Origin of the sequence: Rahnella sp. PAMC25559 (genome assembly GCF_050632365.1) — a bacterium.
GTDB lineage: Bacteria > Pseudomonadota > Gammaproteobacteria > Enterobacterales > Enterobacteriaceae > Rahnella > Rahnella rivi.
In genome coordinates this window covers 656,536-676,032 of sequence record NZ_CP192543.1, presented here as the reverse complement: position 1 = coordinate 676,032, position 19,497 = coordinate 656,536, and the positions used below count along the sequence as shown (strand labels likewise).

The window sequence follows — 19,497 nt, the reverse complement described above, 5'->3', positions numbered from 1 at the left end:
AGAACGCTGGTATGTAGAAAGTCGAAAAAATGTTTAAAAAAGTCATGACGGAAGTGTTCCGTTATTCTCCGCCCGGGCCTGATGCAGCATGTGCAGGGTAATTTTGCGCACCTCGGCTTTACTGACGGCAATATGGTCGTGTAGTTGGCGTTGTGCCTCCTCAGTGCGTTGCCCGATGATGGCGAGCAAAATGCTCGCGTGTTCCTGATAAGTGGCGTTGATCCGCTCATCTTTGGTGAAATCCAGCCGCCGGATGATGCGGATTTTCTCGGTCAGTTCGCGGTGAATACGTGCCATTTCGGCGTTACCGGCCGCGGCCACCAGCGTCATGTGAAACTCTTCGTCAAAGCGCGAGACTGCCTGCCCGTCTTGCAGCCGTGGCTTGTCTATCCAAAAATCTTTCAGCTCCGCCAGTTGCAGGGGCTGAGACGCCGGCGCACAGGCGCACAGGCGTTTGACCGCCTCCAGTTCCAGCACAATGCGCAGGTCGTAAAGCTGTTCAAAGAAGTCGAAATCGAAAGGCCGCACCTGCCATCCGCTGCGGAAAAACACTTCGACGTAACCTTCGCGTTCGAGCCAGAACAGCGCCTGACGCACCGGCGTGCGGCTGACTTCCATGCGATCGGCGATGTCGTTTTCGCTGAACCGATCGCCCGGCAGCAGGCGGAAGCTGAAAATGTCGGTTTTCAGCTGCTGATAAATACGTTCTGCCAGCCCTTCCGGGCGGTTATTTTTACTGCGTGCCGATTTGGCGTCAGTCAGTTGCATAAAGAGTCCCTTGTGGGTTCAACCCGCTTAAACCGCTAAATCCAGCCACAGCAGCGCATCACCTGGCCCGACCGGACGGCCCTGCTGGCAACTGATTTTCAGAACGGTGCCGGCGCACGGCGCGTTCACCGATAGTTCCATTTTCATGGCTTCGACGACGATCAGCGGCTGGCCTTCTTCGACCTGCTGACCCGGCTCGACCAGAATTTTCCAGATATTGCCGTTCAGATCGGCGCTGACGAGATGCCCGTCCTGATCCGCGTCGTCTTCCACTAACTGCACGGCGTTGGCGGCGGCTTCCACCGCGGCGCTTTCGGCTTCGTGCCAGTGCGCAACTTCACGGGTAAAGGCTTCGGTCTGTTTCGCGCGGAACTCAGCAATATCGGCGGCGTTGTCAGCAAGGAATTGCGTGTATTGCGCAAAGTCGAATTCGGTTTCTTCGATACGAACTTGTGCGCGGCCTTCGCGGAACGCCTCGCGCTGGATGTCCAGTTCGGCTTCGGTGACCTCATAAAACCGCACCTGATCGAAGAAGTGCAGCAGCCACGGCTCGCCGTTTTTGAATTGCTCGTTTTTCAGGAATTTGTTCCAGATAGGCAGCGTGCGGCCCACCAGCTGATAGCCGCCCGGTGAATCCATGCCATAAATGCACATGTACATGCCGCCGATGCCGACCGTGCCTTCGGCGGTGAACGTTCGCGCCGGGTTGTATTTGGAACTGAGCAGGCGGTGGCGCGGATCGACCGGCACCGCACACGGCGCGCCGAGATACACATCGCCCAGCCCGAGGATCAGATAGCTGGCGTCGAAAATGATGTTTTTCACTTCGTCGCGGCTCGCCAGCCCGTTGGTGCGCTGGATGAAATCGACGTTATTCGGCAGCCACGGCGCGTCGGCGCGCACGGTCTGCTGATAGCGTTCGACCGCGCCGAGCGTGGCGGAATCTTCAAAGGCCATCGGCATGTGCACGATGCGGGTGGGGATTTTGAGCTGGCTGACATCGGCCAGACTGTTTTCCAGCGTCAGTAAATGTTGCAGCAGCGCCGTCTGATGCAGCACGCCGCTGTCGTAGCGGATTTGCAGCGAACGCACGCCCGGCGACAACTCCTCAATGCCTTCCTGACCGGTGGCTTTAATGGCGTTCATCAGCAGGTAAATGCGCATCCGCACCGCCAGATCTAGCACGTTATCGCCGTACTCAATCAGAACGTAGCCGTCGCCAGCCTGGCGGTATTCCACCGACGGACGATCGGCTGTCGCCGCAAGCGCAGCAAGAATGGTGGCGGAGGCGGTGGTATCGGGCAGCAGCGACGGCACCGGCAGCGCCATGGCGTTGATCGGCATCAGCGAATCGAGCGTGCCTTGCTGCGCCAGTTCCAGCGCCTGCGCCTGTTCAAAACTGATCGGATGGAAACGAATTTTGTCGCCCGGTTTTACCTGGCCGACTTTCCACAATTCGGCTTTGGCGATGGTCACCGGGCAGACGAAACCGCCGAGGCTTGGCCCGTCGCGGGTCAGAATGACCGGGAAATCGCCGGTGAAGTTAATCGCGCCGATGGCGTATTCACAGTCATGCACGTTCGACGGATGTAACCCGGCTTCGCCGCCGTCCTGCCGTGCCCATTGCGGTTTCGGGCCAACAAGCCGCACACCGAGACGGTTGGAGTTGTAATGCACCTGCCATTCGGCGGCGAAGAAGGTGTCGATAGATTCTTTGGTGAAGAAATCCGGCGCGCCGTGCGGCCCGTAAAGCACGCCGATATTCCAGATATCGCCGTAAGGCGGCACGATGTTTTCGGCTGCCGCCTGCGGTAAACCCACCGGCGCAGGCGTGGTGCAGGCCGCGAGTTCCGGCTGCGAAACGGTCAGCATATCGGCGACACGCAGCGTACGGCCCGCGTGACCGCCAAACTGCCCGAGCGCAAAGGTCGAGCGGCTGCCGAGATACACCGGCACGTCGAAACCGTTACGCACGGCGAGATAGGTGCGGCAACCCTGCGTGGCGCGGCCCAGCGTCAGCGTCTGACCGGCTTTGACATCGACCGGCTGCCAGTAAGAAACCGGTTCGCCATCGATCGTGGCCGGGCAGCGTGCGCCGGTCAGGGCGATAATGGCGTCGCAATGAAAACGCAGCGTGGGTCCCTGTAACGTGAATTCCAGACCGGCGGCATCCAGATGATTACCGACAATGCGGTTGGCGAGACGAAAGGCAAAATCGTCCATCGGGCCGGACGGCGGCACGCCGATATCCCAGTAACCGAGACGCCCCGGATAATCCTGCACGCTGCTGTAAGTACCGGGCGCGATCACTTCGATGGCGTTGGGTGCATAAGCAAAACTGTCGAGCATGCGCGTCCACATGTCGCCGTCGCGGAACACCGGCGTGGCGACCACCTGACGCAGATAATCAATGTTGGTGGCGATGCCGTGCAGACGCGTGGCGGCCAGTGCGACCGACATTTTCGCCAGTGCGTCCTGACGGTCGGTGCCGTGAACAATCAGTTTGGCGATCATCGGATCGTAAAACGCTGACACGTCGCTGCCGGTAGACACCCAGCCATCGACGCGCACGTCTTCGGGGAAGAACACTTCGGTCAGCACGCCGGGGCTTGGCTGGAAATTCTTCAGCGGATCTTCGGCGTAAATGCGCACTTCCATCGACGCGCCCTGCGGGGCTTTTTCCATCGCAGGCCAGTCCAGCGGCTCGTCTGCGGCGACTTTCAGCATGCAGTCGATGAGATCCAGACCGGTGACCATTTCGGTGACCGGATGCTCCACCTGCAAACGGGTGTTTACTTCGAGAAAATAAAATTCGTCGCGCGCGGCGTCATAGATAAATTCCACGGTTCCGGCGCTGCGGTAATTCACCGATTCGCCCAGCTCCACGGCAGCGCGATGTAACGCTTCGCGGCTGGCCTGCGGCAAGTTCGGCGCAGGCGTTTCTTCCACCACTTTCTGGTTACGGCGCTGCAATGAACAGTCGCGCTCGCCGAGTGCCACCACGCGGCCTTTGCCGTCGCCAAAAATCTGTACTTCGACGTGACGGGCGCGGTCGACAAAGCGCTCCAGAAACACCCCGGCGTCGCGGAAAAACTGCTCGCCGAGACGCTTCACGCTGTCCCATGCAGCGCGCAGGGCGTCTTCGTCGTCACAGCGTGTCAGGCCAATGCCTCCGCCGCCTGCGGTGCTTTTCAGCATCACCGGATAACCGATGTCTGCGGCCGCTATCACGGCGTCTTCCAGGCTTGCGAGCAAACCGGTGCCCGGCGTCATCGGCACATTTGCGGCACCGGCTAATTCACGGGCGCGGTGCTTGAGGCCAAACTCGCGGATTTGCCCGGCGGTCGGTCCGATAAAGGCAATGCCCGCCGCTTCGCAGGCATCGGCAAATTCTGCGCTCTCGGATAAAAAACCGTATCCCGGATAAATCGCCTGCGCGCCGGTTTCTGTCGCGGCGGCCAGAATTTTGTCGATCATCAGGTAGCTTTCGCTGGCTTTTTCGCCGCCCAGCGCGATGGCGATATCCGCCTGCGTGACGTGCGGTGCATTGCGGTCGGCATCGGAATACACGGCCACGCTGGTGACGCCCAGACGTTTCAGCGTGCGGATCGCGCGGCAGGCGATTTCGCCACGGTTAGCAATTAACACGGTAGTAAACATGTGCGCGCCCTCAGCTTCTGACCGGTGAATTCAGGCTCTGGATATAACTTCTCCAGCTGCCAAAATGAGTGATATCCGTGGCTTCGCTAATCGCCCACGGCTCGCAGATAAAGCCTTTCACGGTGCGGCCATCGGCCAGTTCGAGCGAACCGATACCCAGCGGTGCCGGGATTTCAGCGACGAATTCCCCGAAGCGCGCCAGCGGGATATCCCAGAGCTCGACGATAATCGCGCTGCCCGATCCGGCGCGTACCAGCCCCGGTTTTGGCGGCGTGGTATTCGCGAGGGCGTAAAGTTTGTAGGTCGCGGCGGTCGTGGTTTGCTCGACGCGCACCGCGTTCCGGCTGGTGAGCTGAACATTGAGCGGCATGCCGGTCAGGTGCGCGCCAACCACGGCGACGCGCACGCTGGCAGCACTGACCGGCGCGGAGGTCATGAATTCTTCGGGCTTCATCGCCAGCCCGGTTGCGCCCAGCGGCAGGCTCAGGCTGCGCTGCCACTGACGGCCAAAGCTGGCTAACGCATCATCGTGCCAGGCCGGGGCGACCAGCGTGATCCCGGCGGGCAGGCCGTCGGCGCGCAGGCTGGAGGGCAGCGCAAGAGCAGACAAATCCGCCAGATTGGTGAAGTTGGTGTAAATGCCGAACTGCGAGTTGTAGAGCACCGGCTCCTGCGCCATTTCTGCCTGAGTGCGGATGGTCGGTGAGGTCGGCACCACCAGCGCATCAAACCCTTCCAGCGCCAGATTGATTTTGCGCGACAGCTCTGCGCGTAAATATTCGGCGCGCCAGGCATCGCAGGCGCTGTAGTTCAGACCACTGGCGACGATGCCGCGCACCACCGGATCCATCGCTTCCGGGTTTTCTTCGAAAATCTGACCCACCGCAACCGTACGTTCTGCTACCCATGCGCCGTAATACAGCTGCTCCGCGAGTTCACGGAACGGCGTGAAATCCACCGGGACCAGCGTGACGCCGCTGCTGCTCAGGCGTTCCAGTGCCTGATCGAATTCAAATTCGGCCAGCGCATCACCGAAGAATTCCAGACTGTCCGGCACCGCAAAGCGTGGATGGGCCGAAATTGCCACCGGCGCAGTGCGCGGATTGCGGCGCGAATAGGCATCCGTGGCGTCGTATCCGCCTGCGGCATGGGCGACGGTCTGCGCGTCGGCCACGGTCAGCGCGAAAATTGACACCGAGTCATTCAGGCGACAGGCAGGCACCACGCCGGTATTCGACAGCCAGCCTTTGGTCGGTTTCAGCCCGACGATATTGTTGAATCCGGCAGGGACACGGCCCGAGCCGGCGGTGTCGGTCCCGAGGGAAAAGGCCACCAGGCCGCGTGCCAGAACGGAGGCCGACCCGGAGCTGGAGCCGCCGCTGACATAGTCCGGGTTGAAGGTGTTGCGCACGGCACCAAACGGCGAGCGGGTTCCCACCAGACCGGTGGCAAACTGGTCGAGATTGGTTTTGCCGATGACAATCGCGCCTTTGGCTTTCAGGTTCGCGACCACGGTGGCATCGGCTTCGGCGGTGTAAGTGAACGTCGGGCAGGCGGCGCTGGTCGGCCAGCCGGCAATATCAATATTGTCTTTGACGGCGAAGGGGACGCCAAACAACGGCAGGTCTTTCAGCGAGCCTTCGGCCTTCTGGCGCAGGCTTTCCAGATGCGCAATCTGATCTTCAAGCTGGTTGGCGCTGGCGCGATAAAGCCAGGCGTTATCGGCGGGGCTCAGGCTACCCAACACCATCGACAGCGTGGTGCGCAGGCTGCCCGGCGCAGTGCGATAATGCTGTTGCCAGTCCCGCAGGGTAAAACCGCGATAAGGTGAGCTGGTAGAATGTGAGGCGTCGGTCATAAGTTGAATTCCATCTGGTACACAAGATTGAATTCACTTAAGCAAGGCCTGTGCCAAATCATTATTTGTTGATTTTAAATGATTTATTATTTATCGCGTGAAAGCGTTGTACGTTTGTTGCACCACGCACGCAAGGCAACTGAGCGAAAATGGGGCGAAAATTTGCGCGATATCCCGCAGGAAAAAGATAAACGTGGCCCGATAAAGGTTCCGGTATACAGTTGTATGAACTGATGATTTATTATTCTTGGCAGAAATGCGGGCGGATTCATGTCCAGAAAACGATCCATCATTGCGCAGTAATGTGCCTGGCAGAGGCTGGTGCATACCTCGCAACATTAGCCAGAGGAAACCCCTAATTAATGCAACTTCGTCGTCTCTATGTACGCCTGAAAAAGCTGCTGCTGGCGCTGATTCTGGTGATTATTACGCTTCTGGCCGTGCGCACTTATGATGCCTTACAGGGGCCGCCGCTTGAGCCGTGGCACAAACTGGTGCCGGACGAACTGAGTGCGGAACAGCTGGATAAGAGTGACTGGGCGGTGTATTTACGTGCGGAACAGCAGGCATTTCTTGAAGTGAAGCAGGAAGTGACGGACAAGCTGGACGCCGAAGAACGTATTCCGCTTAACCGCTATTACGACCGCAGCCCGATTTACCCTGAGCATTTTGCACAGGACTGGAACCGGTCTTATGAGCTGATGCCCGACGGCAAACCGGTCGGCGCGGTGGTGTTATTGCACGGCCTGACCGATTCCCCTTACAGCCTGCGCCATATAGCGCAGGATTATCGCCGTCGCGGATTCGTGGCCGTCGGTATTCGCCTGCCGGGCCACGGAACGGTGCCCGGTGGCCTGACGCGGGTGGACTGGGAGCAGTGGATGGCGGCAACGCGGCTGGCGGTGCGCGAGGCGCGCCGTGTCGCCGGGCCGGATGTGCCGCTGCAACTGGTGGGCTTTTCAAACGGCGGCGCGCTGGCGATGAAATATACGCTGGATTCCCTTGATGACCCCGCGCTGGTGCGGCCTTCCCGCGTGGTGCTGATTTCCCCGATGATCGGCGTGACGAGCTTCGCGCGCTTTGCCGGATATGCAGGCTGGCCTGCGATTTTCCCGGCCTTTGCCAAAACCGCCTGGCTGAACCTGATGCCGGAATTCAATCCGTTTAAATACAACTCGTTTCCGGTCAAAGCTGCCCGCCAGTCTTATCTGCTGACCCATGTGTTGCAGCAGCAAATCACCCGGGATGCGCAATCCGGCAAGCTGGCGCAGTTACCGCCGGTGCTGGCATTCCAGTCGGTGGTTGATTCCACCGTCAGTAGCCGGGCAGTCGTGACGGCGCTGTTTAATCAGTTGCCTGCGAACGGCAGCCAGTTGGTGCTGTTTGATATTAACCGCAGCGCATACGTCGGTCCGCTGCTGCGGGTGGCGTCAGAGACGGCGGTAGGGCGTTTACTTCCGCCCGCGCCACGGCGTTACCAGACCACGGTGATCACCAATGCGGCGCCCGATCAGGCCGCGATGGTCGCGCAGATCACGGCGGCAGGTCAGACTGCCGTGGTGACGACGCCGCTGGGGCTGGATTATCCCGCGGAATTTTTCTCGCTTTCGCACGTTGCGCTGCCGTTCCCGCCAGATGATTCACTGTATGGCCGTACTCCTCAGGGGCCGGCACAGTTTGGCATCCGGCTGGGTACGCTGGCGGCCCGCGGTGAAAACGGCGCGCTGGTCGTCAGTATGGATCAACTGATGCGCGTATCGTCGAATCCGTTTTATCCTTATCTGTTGCACAGAGTGAACGGATTCTGATTGCCGGGCGCCTGCACTGATGGCGTCAGCGGATATTTCCCCGAGAAAGCGATTGCGATTATATCGCGCGCTATATAGATTGGCGGCATGAACATGAAAACAGACAACGATTCCACGCCCAACCTCATGCATCTGGATCAACAGATGTGTTTCGCACTGTATTCCGCGAATCTTGCGTTGCATAAGGTTTACCGCAAATGGCTCAGCCAGCTGGAGCTGACGTATCCGCAGTATCTGGTGATGCTGGTTCTCTGGCAGCGCGACGAAGTGACCGTCTCTGAGATCGGCGACAAGCTGTTTCTGGATTCGGCGACGCTGACGCCACTGCTCAAACGCCTTGAAACCGCCGGTTTACTGCTGCGCCGTCGGGCGAAAGCCGATGAGCGCCAGGTCATCATCACCCTGACTGAGGCGGGCAGGCAGTTACGCGAGAAAGCTCAGGGTATTCCTGAAGCGATTTTGTGTGCGACCGAGTGCGAGCTCAGTGAAATGATGACGCTCAAACAGCAGCTCGAATCTTTGCGCGAGAATCTGAAAGACAAATCCTGAACGGCGGGCGAGGTGTTGCCCGCCGCTTTCGGTGATTGATGGTACCTATTGCAGCAAGCAGATAAATACGACGTGCGCTTTCGAATTTGTCTGCTAGTATCTAATACATAGCGCACGATTAAATCGTGTATAAATTTCTGATTACATCACTCTTGTCATTCAGTCATCTGACCCGAAAAGGAACGAAATATGTCTATCGAAAAAGTTGTGTATCGTGCTCATGCATCTGCAACCGGTGGCCGTGACGGCCGCGCTGTTTCTGACGACGGCGTGCTGGATATCAAACTGGGTGTGCCAAAGGAAATGGGCGGCATGGGCGGCGGTACCAACCCTGAGCAGTTGTTTGCTGCCGGTTACTCAGCCTGTTTCCTCGGCGCACTGAAAGCCGTGGCAGCGCAGGAAAAAATTAAGATCCCTGCTGACGCGAAAATTGAAGGCGCGGTGGGTATCGGGGCAATCCCGGGCGGTTACGGTATCGAAGTTCAGCTTGATATCACCCTGCCGGGCTTTGAACGCAGCGACGCAGAAGCGCTGGTGGCCAAAGCACATCAGGTTTGTCCGTACTCCAATGCCACCCGTGGCAACATCGATGTAACCTTGAATATTAAGTAATTTTTAGAGAAGTACCGCCTTCACCAGGGCGTTTTAATGCACTATCCGGGAGGCTTCGGCCTCCCTTTTCCTGTCTGAAATTCCCGCCACGATCTTCTCCTCTCCTCTGCAGGGCGCTTGCGCTCAGGCATTTGGCCGGTGTGTATATAAACGTAATCTCAGCATAATCTGTGAACTCGCCGGGCATAAACATGTCACAATGATTCAGAATCTTTCAAAAAACTTCCCGGAAAACCACATTACATGAATAGAGTGAAGACTCTATCGCAGCAAAATATTTCATTATTGTTAGCGATTTATATTGGCATTTTCCTCAATGTCTCCGTGTTTCAGCGCCGCTTTGCCGCCTTAATTAATCACTTCACCTCCATTGAACTGATGCAGGCTGTCACTGAAGTCTGCGCCATCGTGCTGTTTACCTTCTTCGTACTGCGCCTGGTGTCACTGGGCGGGCGGCTGTTTTTCCGTATCGTCGCCAGCCTGCTGGTGCTGATTTCCGTCGCCGCCAGCTATTACATGGTGATGTTCAATGTGGTGATCGGCTACGGCATCGTGGTGTCGGTGATGACCACTGACATTGACCTCAGCAAAGAGATCATTGGCCTGCATTTGTTTGTCTGGATGGCGCTGGTCAGTGCGATCCCGCTGTTCCTGATCTGGAAAAACAACCTGCGGCTGACGCTGATTGAGCAGATTAAAACACCGGGGCAGCGCGCGTTGCCGCTGATGGTTCTGCTGGCAACGGCATTGCTGGTCTGGCTGCCGCTGCGTTATCTCGATCACGAACAAAGTGTGAACGAGAAGAAAACCAACGTCGATTTGCCGAGCTATGGCGGCGTTGTCGCCCACTCTTATTTACCGTCTAACTGGCTGGCCGCGCTGGGTTTATATGCCTATACCCAGGTGGATGAAGGTCAGGATGCCAGCCATTTCCTTGATCCGGCGAAAGAGTTTACCTACGTGCCACCGGCAGATATCGACGATACCTATGTGGTATTTATCATCGGTGAAACCACGCGCTGGGATCATATGGGTATTCTGGGCTACGAGCGCGACACCACGCCGCGCCTGTCGAAAGAGAAGAATCTGGTGGCGTTTCGCGGGACGTCGTGCGACACGGCGACCAAGCTCTCTCTGCGCTGTATGTTCGTGAGGGAAGGCGGTACGGAAGATAATCCTCAGCGCACCCTTAAAGAGCAGAACATTTTTGCAGTGATGAAATCATTAGGTTTCACCTCTGAACTGTTCGCGATGCAAAGCGAGTTGTGGTTCTACAACAATGCCAACACCAACAATTTCTCCTTCCGTGAAATCATCGCCTCTGAAAAGCGTAATGACGGTAAGCCGGTGGACGATATGTTGCTGGTGAATGAATTACAGGAGTCGCTGAAAAATCATCCGAAAGGCAAACATCTGGTGATCCTGCATACCAAAGGTTCGCATTATCTCTACTCCCAGCGTTATCCGCGCAGCTACGCACGTTATACGCCGGAGTGTAAGAGCAACACCTGTACCAAAGATGAGCTGATAAATGCCTTCGATAACAGCGTGTTGTACACCGACACCTTTATCGACAACGTGATAGATCAGCTGCGTGATAAGAAAGCGCTGGTGTTTTACGCGTCCGATCACGGCGAATCCATTGATGAAAACTCACATCTGCATGGAACACCCCGCGAGATGGCGCCGCCGGAGCAGTTCCGCGTGCCGATGATGGTGTGGGCATCCGACAGTTTCCTCGAGCAGCCGGATCATAAAGAGGCGTTCGAGCAGCTCCAGGCGCAGCAACGCGTCGGGGCGAAGAAGCGTCATGTTGAGTTGTTCGATTCAATTTTGGGCTGCCTGGGTTACACCTCACCGGACGGTGGCATCAATCCTGCGAACAACTGGTGTGCAAAACCTCAGACGGATCAGAAGTTATAGGTTAATTTGGCGGCGTATCGGATGATTTCTGGGCAGTCGGTGAATATGCATTAAAAAGCCGTTGACGCTCTGAAACCGTCGCAGTAAGATGCGCCCCACTCGGCGAGTAGCGCAGCTTGGTAGCGCAACTGGTTTGGGACCAGTGGGTCGGAGGTTCGAATCCTCTCTCGCCGACCATATCCCCGTCTGATGATGCATTCAGTCATCAGATAACGAAAAGCCCGCAGCCTTCTGGTTGCGGGCTTTTTGTTTTGTACGATACCCCTCAGGTTGTTTCTTCCTTCAGGTTTTCCTTTTTTGCTGCTTCATACAACGCCACCCAGCTGTCAGGCGGCTCACCGCTTTTGAGCATTTTGCGAAATACCCGGTAAGCGTCTGTTTTACTCTCATAGGCTCGCAGTTCTTTATCATCATTAACCCATGCATAAATGATGATCCGGCTTTTGAAGTTGTAGCGAAAAAAAAGACGGTATTGCTGAAAGAATTTTGCCCTGAACCAGTGAGTAAACTCCCCGCCTAACGTATCTCCCTGTCGAAACTCCGCCCGGGCAGGGTCTTGCGGGATGACTTCAAACATCAACTTATTAATGGCCGCCAGTCTCTTGGTCGCATTCCTGTTTTTGTAACCCACAGGGTCTTTACGGCGCAGCTGTACGACCTGTTCGGTGAGTTTCTCTATCTGTTGCAGAATCAACGGGTGAGCGAGCAGCGTCCACCCATTACTCTCCATGGCCTGATTATGCATAGTCCTTTACTCATCATCGTCAGAAAGCGGGCTCTCAAGATCAACGGCAACGCCAGTGGTCAGTACACTCATCTTTTCATGCACAGATAAGGTCACCGGTTGCATATTTTCCGGATGATTGAGCATATCTGTCGCCACGAAATCCAGAAAGGCATTGATGACAGGATCTTCCGGTTCTTCGAGTTGCCTCGAAATAACCACCTGTCCGTCCGGTAAGATCTTGTATTGAATGCGATCGTTCCCGCTGAGATTTAACGCCTTGCGTATAGCTGCGGGGATGGTGGTTTGAAAGCGACGGGTCACTTTAGACTCGGCTTCGAGTTTGATTCCCCATGTGACTGAGGCAGGCATAGACGAGACTCCTTGTGATGCTTAATTGAGCGATTTCGGCAGGGTAATGCAAATGCATTGGTAATGCAAATGCCCCGAATGTACGTGATCGTTTATGCGTTACGTGCCGCAAATCTGCGTCAGATTGCCTCTTAAACCTGCATTTTCGTTTTGCAAAACGCTGACCGGATACTGCATATGTCGCGCAAAGCAATAAACACGCCAGAATTCAAATTTGGGAAACATGATCGTTTCGATATATTTCAGCCCTTGCGCGCGCTTTCGTTGAAAAAATAAGCAGGAAGGGGGGGCCGGAGACGATGCACCACCACGGCACATTTGCGCCATTTTGGGGTGTTTTGCCGGTGCCGCTGGCGGACGCTTTTTATGACAGCTTTGCGACAATCGCGGCTCTTCCCAGCATTTTCCGCTGGTTTCCACCCCTATCTCAAAAATAACCGTTCATATATTCATCATTTAGCGAGAAATTTTTAGGGATTTAATATGAGTGAAACACCCGTGAATATTCTTTTACAAAGTTGATTGTGTGGGTTTTGGGTTCAAAAACTGAACATTCATCCTGATTTGGTTAACAGAATGTTTTTTTATGTTTGTTTGCTGTTACTCACAGTCTGTGTAAATGCCTGATGGTTATATTGACGTCAGGGATAGGAGTTGCCAAATTGATAGCCCCAAGGAAGACCAGTGATTATTTCCGGTAAAGATCTGTAAAGCCCGCTTTACAGTTCGATGGAAAAAAATGGCAGTTCACCATGCTCTGGTTGGACTTATTGCAGCGCACAACCAACACAGTCACCCGCAAATAAAAATAAAGGGTGCCGTGAGCTGCAAAACACAACACACACATCCACATCACCATTCATCAATGGAGCAGAAGCGATGACAATCTCTTTAGGTAAGTCGGGGCTACTGAAATTCAGTATGGGCCTGATTGCGCTGACCGTTGCGGCAAGCGTGCAGGCAAAAACGTTAGTGTATTGTTCTGAAGGTTCACCTGAAGGCTTCAACCCTCAGCTGTTCACCTCAGGCACCACGTATGACGCCAGCTCCGTGCCTATCTACAACCGTTTGGTTGAGTTTAAGATCGGGACCACAGAAATTCAGTCCGGTCTGGCTGAAAAGTGGGACGTGTCGGCAGACGGCAAAACCTACACCTTCCACCTGCGCAAAGGCGTGAAGTGGCAGGATAACAAGGAATTCAAACCGACCCGTGATTTCAACGCGGACGACGTTGTGTTCTCCTTCGAGCGTCAGCTGGACAAAAATAACGCTTACCACGGTGTGTCTGGCGGCAGCTACGAATACTTCGAAGGTATGGGCATGGGCGATCTGATCAACAAGATCGTGAAAGTGGACGACAACACCGTGCAGTTCGTACTGAACCGCCCTGAGTCTCCATTCCTGGCTGACCTGGCGATGGACTTCGCGTCAATCCTGTCTGCGGAATACGCTGACAACATGCTGAAATCCAAAACCCCTGAGAAAGTCGATTTGGATCCGATCGGTACCGGTCCGTTCCAGCTTGTGCAATACCAGAAAGATTCACGCATCCTCTACAAAGCCTTCCCAGGCTACTGGGGCACCAAGCCGCAGATCGACCGTTTAGTCTTCTCCATCACGCCTGACGCTTCCGTGCGTTATGCGAAATTGCAGAAAAACGAATGTCAGGTAATGCCGTACCCGAACCCGGCTGACATCGCTGCCATGAAGAAAGATAAAACCATCAACCTGATGCAGCAGCCAGGTCTGAACGTCGGTTATCTGTCCTTCAACGTTGAGAAAAAACCGTTAGATGAAGTGAAAGTGCGTCAGGCACTGACCATGGCTGTGAACAAAAAAGCCATCATCGATGCGGTTTATCAGGGTGCTGGCCAGCCGGCTAAAAACCTGATCCCACCAACGATGTGGGGCTACAACAAAGACGTGGTGGATTACGAATACAATCCTGAAAAAGCCAAAGAGCTGCTGAAAGAAGCAGGTCACGCAGACGGTTTCACTATCGATTTGTGGGCAATGCCGGTACAGCGTCCGTACAACCCGAACGCACGTCGTATGGCTGAAATGATCCAGGCTGACTGGGCGAAAGTGGGCGTGAAAGCCAACATCGTCACTTACGAGTGGGGCGAATACCTCAAGCGTGCAAAAGCGGGCGAACACCAGTCTGTGATGATGGGCTGGACCGGGGACAATGGGGATCCGGACAACTTCTTCGCCACGCTGTTCAGCTGCACCGCAGCTAAAGACGGTTCCAACTATTCCCGCTGGTGCTACAAGCCGTTTGAAGATCTGATCCAGCCTGCTCGTGCTGAATCCGATCATGCCAAACGTGCTGCGCTGTACCAGCAGGCTCAGGTTGTGATGCATGACCAGGCACCTGCGCTGATCATCGCTCACTCCACTGTGTACGAACCTGTTCGTAAAGAAGTTAAAGGCTATGTGGTTGATCCGCTTGGCAAGCATCACTTCGAAAACGTCTCAATGGAGTGATCGCCTGCTGAATAATAACCCGTGAGCTGCGTTATGTGGTGCTCACGGGCCATTCAGTACAGCTTTGATTCTCAAGAAAGAAATGTGAGCCACAATAAGCCCGGCGAGCTACGGTTCTCCGGGCATTTTATACAGAGAGTACGGGATATGTTTCAGTTCATACTCCGACGTTTGGGGTTAGTTATCCCAACGTTTATCGGCATAACTTTGCTGACTTTTGCCTTCGTACACATGATACCAGGCGACCCGGTCACCATCATGGCAGGCGAGCGCGGTGTTTCCCCCGAGCGTCATGCCCAGTTAATGGCAGATATGGGGCTCGATAAGCCTCTTTATCAACAATACTTCCACTATGTGAACGGGGTGCTGCACGGCGACCTGGGCACGTCCTTAAAAAGCCGAACGCCTGTCTGGCAGGAGTTTGTACCGCGTTTCAAAGCGACGCTGGAGCTGGGCATTTGCGCGATGATTTTCGCGATCCTTGTCGGCATCCCGGTGGGTGTACTGGCAGCGGTAAAACGGGGATCGATATTCGACCACACGGCGGTGGGCATCTCACTGACCGGCTATTCGATGCCGATATTCTGGTGGGGGATCATGCTGGTGATGCTGGTTTCGGTACAGCTCAACCTCACGCCCGTATCGGGGCGAATAAGCGATACGGTCTTCCTTGATGACAGCATGCCGCTGACCGGCTTTATGTTGATCGACTCCCTCATCTGGGGCGAGCCGGGCGATTTTAAAGACGCCGTGATGCACATGATTTTGCCAGCGCTGGTGCTTGGCACCATTCCTCTGGCCGTTATCGTGCGTATGACCCGTTCTTCCATGCTGGAAGTGCTGGGTGAAGATTATATCCGTACCGCGCGCGCCAAAGGCGTCAGCCGTATGCGGGTGATTGTCGTCCACGCACTGCGCAACGCGCTTTTGCCGGTGGTGACCATCATTGGTTTGCAGGTCGGGACGCTGCTCGGCGGCGCTATCCTGACGGAAACCATCTTCTCCTGGCCGGGGCTGGGCCGGTGGCTGATCGACGCACTCCAGCGCCGCGACTATCCGGTCGTGCAGGGCGGGGTGTTGCTGGTCGCGACTTTGATCATCGTGGTTAACCTGCTGGTAGACGTGCTCTACGGCGTGGTCAACCCGCGTATTCGTCACAGAAAATAAGGGGCGCAAAATGTCTCAGGTTACAGAGCCCGTCGCGAATGAAATCGTGACGGCTGCGCCAGTGCCGATGCCGCCGTTGCGCGAATTCTGGCATTACTTCAAGCGTAATAAAGGGGCCGTTACCGGCCTGGCTTACATCATCATCATGCTGGTGATTGCGATCGGGGCGAACGTGATCGCACCGCATCTGCCCGCTGAACAGTTCCGTGACGCGCTGCTGCGTCCGCCGGTCTGGATGGAAGGCGGCAGCTGGAAATTCCTGCTCGGCACCGACGACGTGGGTCGCGATATTCTGTCGCGTCTGATGTACGGCGCGCGCCTGTCGCTGCTGGTCGGTTGTCTGGTGGTGGTGCTTTCGCTGATCCTCGGCGTGATTTTCGGCCTGTTTGCCGGTTATTACGGCGGTGTGATCGATGCGATCATCATGCGCGTGGTAGATATCATGCTGGCCCTGCCGAGCCTGCTGCTGGCGCTGGTGCTGGTGGCAATTTTCGGCCCGTCGATCGTTAACGCCTCGCTGGCGCTGACCTTCGTTGCGTTGCCGCACTACGTGCGTTTAACCCGCGCGGCGGTGCTGGTGGAAGTTAACCGCGACTACGTGACCGCATCGCGCGTGGCGGGGGCCGGTGCGGCACGCCAGATGTTCATCAACATTTTACCTAACTGCTTAGCGCCGCTGATTGTTCAGGCGTCGCTCGGTTTCTCCAACGCCATCCTCGACATGGCGGCTCTCGGCTTCCTCGGCATGGGCGCGCAACCGCCTACGCCGGAGTGGGGCACGATGCTGTCCGACGTCTTACAGTTTGCTCAAAGTGCCTGGTGGGTTGTGACCTTCCCCGGTGTGATCATCCTGCTGACGGTACTGGCATTTAACCTGATGGGTGACGGCCTGCGCGACGCCCTTGACCCTAAACTCAAGCAGTAGGGGACGAGAGATGGAAACCACATTGATTCAAGACGTACCGGTCGGCAAAACGCTGCTGACCGTCGATAAGCTTTCCGTACACTTTGGTGATGAAGGCACGCCGTTTCGCGCCGTAGACCGTATCAGCTACAGCGTAAAACAGGGCGAAGTGGTCGGGATTGTCGGTGAATCCGGCTCCGGCAAATCGGTGAGTTCACTGGCGCTGATGGGCCTTATCGACTTCCCCGGCAAAGTGATGGCTGAGAAGCTGGAGTTTGGTGGCCGTGACCTGAAAAGCATGAGCGAAAAAGAGCGCCGCCAGATTGTCGGTGCTGAAGTCGCGATGATTTTCCAGGATCCGATGACCAGCCTCAACCCGTGTTACACCGTAGGTTTCCAGATCATGGAAGCCATCAAAGTGCATCAGGGTGGCAATAAAAAGACCCGTCGTCAGCGCACCATCGATTTGCTGAACCTGGTCGGTATTCCTGACCCGGCTTCACGCCTCGACGTCTATCCGCACCAGCTTTCCGGTGGCATGAGCCAGCGCGTGATGATCGCGATGGCGATCGCCTGCCGTCCAAAACTGCTGATTGCCGATGAGCCGACGACCGCGCTCGACGTCACCATTCAGGCGCAAATCATCGAACTGCTGCTTGAGCTGCAACAGCAAGAGAACATGGCACTGATGCTGATCACCCATGACCTGGCGCTGGTGGCGGAAGCCGCACAACACATCATCGTGATGTATGCCGGTCAGGTCGTGGAATCGGCAAAAGCCACGGAGATTTTCCGTGCGCCGCGCCATCCGTACACCCAGGCGCTGCTGCGCTCGCTGCCGGAGTTCGCGGCAGATAAGGCGCGTTTGCAGTCCCTGCCGGGCGTGGTGCCGGGCAAATATGACCGTCCTGACGGCTGCCTGCTCAATCCACGTTGTCCGTATGCCACCGATCTTTGCCGCAAAGAAGAACCGGCGCTGCGTGACCTCGCGAACGGGCGTCAGTCGAAGTGCCATTATCCGCTGGATGATGCCGGGAGACCTACTTTATGAGTCCTGATAACACCGCATCGCAGCCGTTGTTGCATGCGATTGACCTGAAAAAGCATTACCCGGTGAAGAAAGGGATGTTCGCCCCGGAACGCACGGTAAAAGCGCTCGACGGCGTGTCCTTTACGCTTGAACGCGGCAAAACGCTGGCCGTGGTGGGCGAATCCGGCTGTGGTAAATCCACGCTGGGCCGTTTGCTGACCATGATTGAAGTGCCGACCGGCGGTGAACTCTATTATCGCGGGCAGGATTTGCTTAAACCTGATGCCACAGCGGAAAAGCTGCGGCGTCAGAAGATCCAAATCGTGTTCCAGAATCCTTACGGATCGCTGAACCCGCGTAAGAAAGTCGGCCAGATCCTCGAAGAACCTCTGCTGATTAACACCAGGCTGAGCAGCGCCGAACGCCGTGAAAAAGCACTGGCGATGATGGCGAAAGTCGGTCTGAAGAATGAGCATTACGACCGCTATCCGCACATGTTCTCCGGCGGTCAGCGTCAGCGTATCGCTATCGCCCGTGGTCTGATGCTGGATCCGGACGTGGTGATCGCCGACGAACCGGTTTCTGCGCTCGACGTTTCCGTACGTGCGCAGGTGCTGAACCTGATGATGGATTTGCAGCAGGATTTGGGTCTGTCGTACGTGTTCATCTCACACGATTTGTCGGTGGTGGAACATATCGCTGACGAAGTGATGGTGATGTACCTTGGCCGCTGCGTGGAGAAGGGCCCGAAAGACGCCATCTTCAGCAATCCGCGCCATCCGTACACCCAGGCACTGCTTTCCGCGACGCCGCGTCTGAACCCGGACGAACGCCGCGAACGCATCAAACTGACCGGCGAGCTGCCAAGCCCGCTGAATCCGCCAGCCGGTTGCGCGTTCAACGCCCGCTGCCGCCGCGCCTTCGGCACCTGCAAACAGTTCCAGCCACAGCTGAAACAGTACGGCGACCAGCTTGTCGCCTGTTTTGCAGTGGATCAGGATGAAAATGGCACTACGCAGACTGTCGCGTAAATCTGGCTGAAGCGCTGAAATCCAAAATGAATAAGCCCGCGAAAGCGGGCTTTTTTGTGGGCGATTTTTCAGACACGTTGGCTGATGGGCTATTGATATGATGCTTTGCACCTTACACCAGAGCATTGAGAAACATGGCTATTAAATGGCTGCATCGTGTTGTGACCCTTACCCTGTTACTTCTGGTCATTGGTTTCTGGTGGCTTAGTCATAGCGAAGATGATCCCGCCGGAGATAAATTGCTCCGAACCCAAAAAATCAATGACCATATGTGGTTGTACATGACTGAAAGCCAAAGTGGTGGCGCAACGGTTCCATTCCATTACAGATATTATCTGGCGGGGGAACTGAAGGGTAACAATAGTGACGTTGTTAAGTCGCTGGCGGAAGGTTTTCCGTTTATCTCAGGAAGTGGAACCATTGTTGATATCAGCACCGGTGCGAATAACCGGGTGAATGTTACCTATAGCGGAAACGTTTTGTCGTTAAGCAATGCTGCGAGCTATATCTATAACAGCCACAGCTATACGGCTAATTTTAGCTATCAAATTAATTAAACTGCGATTCATCAAACAGGCCAGTCAGCATTCCCTGACTGGCCTGT

16 protein-coding genes and 1 tRNA gene are annotated in these 19,497 nt (G+C 55.9%); 11 read left to right on the top strand and 6 right to left on the bottom strand.

Going from position 1 to position 19,497, the window contains the following annotated elements:
* Positions 1 to 42: 42 nt before the first annotated feature.
* From ACQZQY_RS04450 to atzF, 3 genes are read right to left on the bottom strand one after another with little or no spacing between them, the layout of a single operon-like run.
* A complete protein-coding gene (locus ACQZQY_RS04450) occupies positions 43 to 768 on the bottom strand; it encodes a GntR family transcriptional regulator (protein WP_217204226.1) in 726 nt (241 codons plus the stop codon).
* A 27-nt stretch (positions 769 to 795) separates the two neighbouring features.
* Positions 796 to 4,428, bottom strand: coding sequence for an urea carboxylase (gene uca / locus ACQZQY_RS04445; RefSeq protein ID WP_431296682.1), 3,633 nt, complete (start codon positions 4,426 to 4,428; stop codon positions 796 to 798).
* A gap of 10 nt (positions 4,429 to 4,438) precedes the next feature.
* Positions 4,439 to 6,286 (bottom strand): allophanate hydrolase, encoded by a 1,848-nt coding sequence (atzF, locus tag ACQZQY_RS04440; protein WP_431296681.1) that lies wholly within the window; start codon positions 6,284 to 6,286, stop codon positions 4,439 to 4,441.
* Positions 6,287 to 6,648: 362 nt separating this feature from the next.
* Here atzF and ACQZQY_RS04435 point away from each other — a divergent pair, with 362 nt between their 5' ends.
* The 5 genes from ACQZQY_RS04435 to ACQZQY_RS04415 all read left to right on the top strand — a co-directional run bounded on the left by ACQZQY_RS04435 (position 6,649) and on the right by ACQZQY_RS04415 (position 11,355).
* A complete protein-coding gene (locus ACQZQY_RS04435) occupies positions 6,649 to 8,094 on the top strand; it encodes an alpha/beta hydrolase (RefSeq protein WP_431296680.1) in 1,446 nt (481 codons plus the stop codon).
* Between the two features lie 93 nt (positions 8,095 to 8,187).
* On the top strand, positions 8,188 to 8,643 hold the full coding sequence (locus ACQZQY_RS04430; protein ID WP_431296679.1) for a MarR family winged helix-turn-helix transcriptional regulator: 456 nt from the start codon (positions 8,188 to 8,190) through the stop codon (positions 8,641 to 8,643).
* A gap of 189 nt (positions 8,644 to 8,832) precedes the next feature.
* The gene (locus ACQZQY_RS04425) at positions 8,833 to 9,255 is read left to right on the top strand and encodes an organic hydroperoxide resistance protein (RefSeq protein WP_056775755.1); all 423 of its coding nucleotides are present in this window, start codon (positions 8,833 to 8,835) and stop codon (positions 9,253 to 9,255) included.
* Between the two features lie 243 nt (positions 9,256 to 9,498).
* Positions 9,499 to 11,178, top strand: a complete 1,680-nt coding sequence (gene eptB, locus ACQZQY_RS04420) for a kdo(2)-lipid A phosphoethanolamine 7''-transferase (RefSeq protein ID WP_122097197.1) — start codon at positions 9,499 to 9,501, stop codon at positions 11,176 to 11,178.
* A gap of 100 nt (positions 11,179 to 11,278) precedes the next feature.
* Positions 11,279 to 11,355 (top strand) — tRNA-Pro (locus ACQZQY_RS04415).
* 88 nt (positions 11,356 to 11,443) lie between these two features.
* Here the strand turns inward: ACQZQY_RS04415 and ACQZQY_RS04410 are convergent.
* From ACQZQY_RS04410 to ACQZQY_RS04400, 3 genes are all read right to left on the bottom strand, one after another.
* A complete protein-coding gene (locus tag ACQZQY_RS04410; RefSeq protein WP_122097198.1) occupies positions 11,444 to 11,923 on the bottom strand; it encodes a type II toxin-antitoxin system YhaV family toxin in 480 nt (159 codons plus the stop codon).
* Positions 11,924 to 11,929: 6 nt separating this feature from the next.
* The gene (locus ACQZQY_RS04405) at positions 11,930 to 12,274 is read right to left on the bottom strand and encodes a type II toxin-antitoxin system PrlF family antitoxin (protein ID WP_183849859.1); all 345 of its coding nucleotides are present in this window, start codon (positions 12,272 to 12,274) and stop codon (positions 11,930 to 11,932) included.
* A gap of 99 nt (positions 12,275 to 12,373) precedes the next feature.
* A complete protein-coding gene (locus ACQZQY_RS04400; protein ID WP_431296678.1) occupies positions 12,374 to 12,694 on the bottom strand; it encodes a hypothetical protein in 321 nt (106 codons plus the stop codon).
* A 459-nt stretch (positions 12,695 to 13,153) separates the two neighbouring features.
* On the opposite strand from ACQZQY_RS04400, the gene dppA reads away from it, so the two are divergent.
* From dppA to ACQZQY_RS04370, 6 genes are all read left to right on the top strand, one after another.
* Positions 13,154 to 14,761, top strand: coding sequence for a dipeptide ABC transporter periplasmic-binding protein DppA (dppA, locus tag ACQZQY_RS04395; RefSeq protein WP_431296677.1), 1,608 nt, complete (start codon positions 13,154 to 13,156; stop codon positions 14,759 to 14,761).
* 147 nt (positions 14,762 to 14,908) lie between these two features.
* Entirely contained in the window at positions 14,909 to 15,928 is a 1,020-nt protein-coding gene (gene dppB / locus ACQZQY_RS04390) for a dipeptide ABC transporter permease DppB (RefSeq protein ID WP_056775743.1), read from the top strand.
* Between the two features lie 10 nt (positions 15,929 to 15,938).
* Positions 15,939 to 16,853, top strand: a complete 915-nt coding sequence (gene dppC, locus ACQZQY_RS04385) for a dipeptide ABC transporter permease DppC (RefSeq protein ID WP_056775740.1) — start codon at positions 15,939 to 15,941, stop codon at positions 16,851 to 16,853.
* A 10-nt stretch (positions 16,854 to 16,863) separates the two neighbouring features.
* On the top strand, positions 16,864 to 17,883 hold the full coding sequence (dppD, locus tag ACQZQY_RS04380) for a dipeptide ABC transporter ATP-binding protein (protein ID WP_122097201.1): 1,020 nt from the start codon (positions 16,864 to 16,866) through the stop codon (positions 17,881 to 17,883).
* Positions 17,880 to 18,893 (top strand): dipeptide ABC transporter ATP-binding subunit DppF, encoded by a 1,014-nt coding sequence (gene dppF, locus ACQZQY_RS04375; RefSeq protein WP_056775737.1) that lies wholly within the window; start codon positions 17,880 to 17,882, stop codon positions 18,891 to 18,893. Before dppD ends, dppF begins: the two co-directional genes overlap by 4 nt.
* Before the next feature lie 134 nt (positions 18,894 to 19,027).
* Positions 19,028 to 19,450, top strand: a complete 423-nt coding sequence (locus ACQZQY_RS04370; protein WP_431296676.1) for a hypothetical protein — start codon at positions 19,028 to 19,030, stop codon at positions 19,448 to 19,450.
* The last annotated feature ends 47 nt before the right edge of the window (positions 19,451 to 19,497 follow it).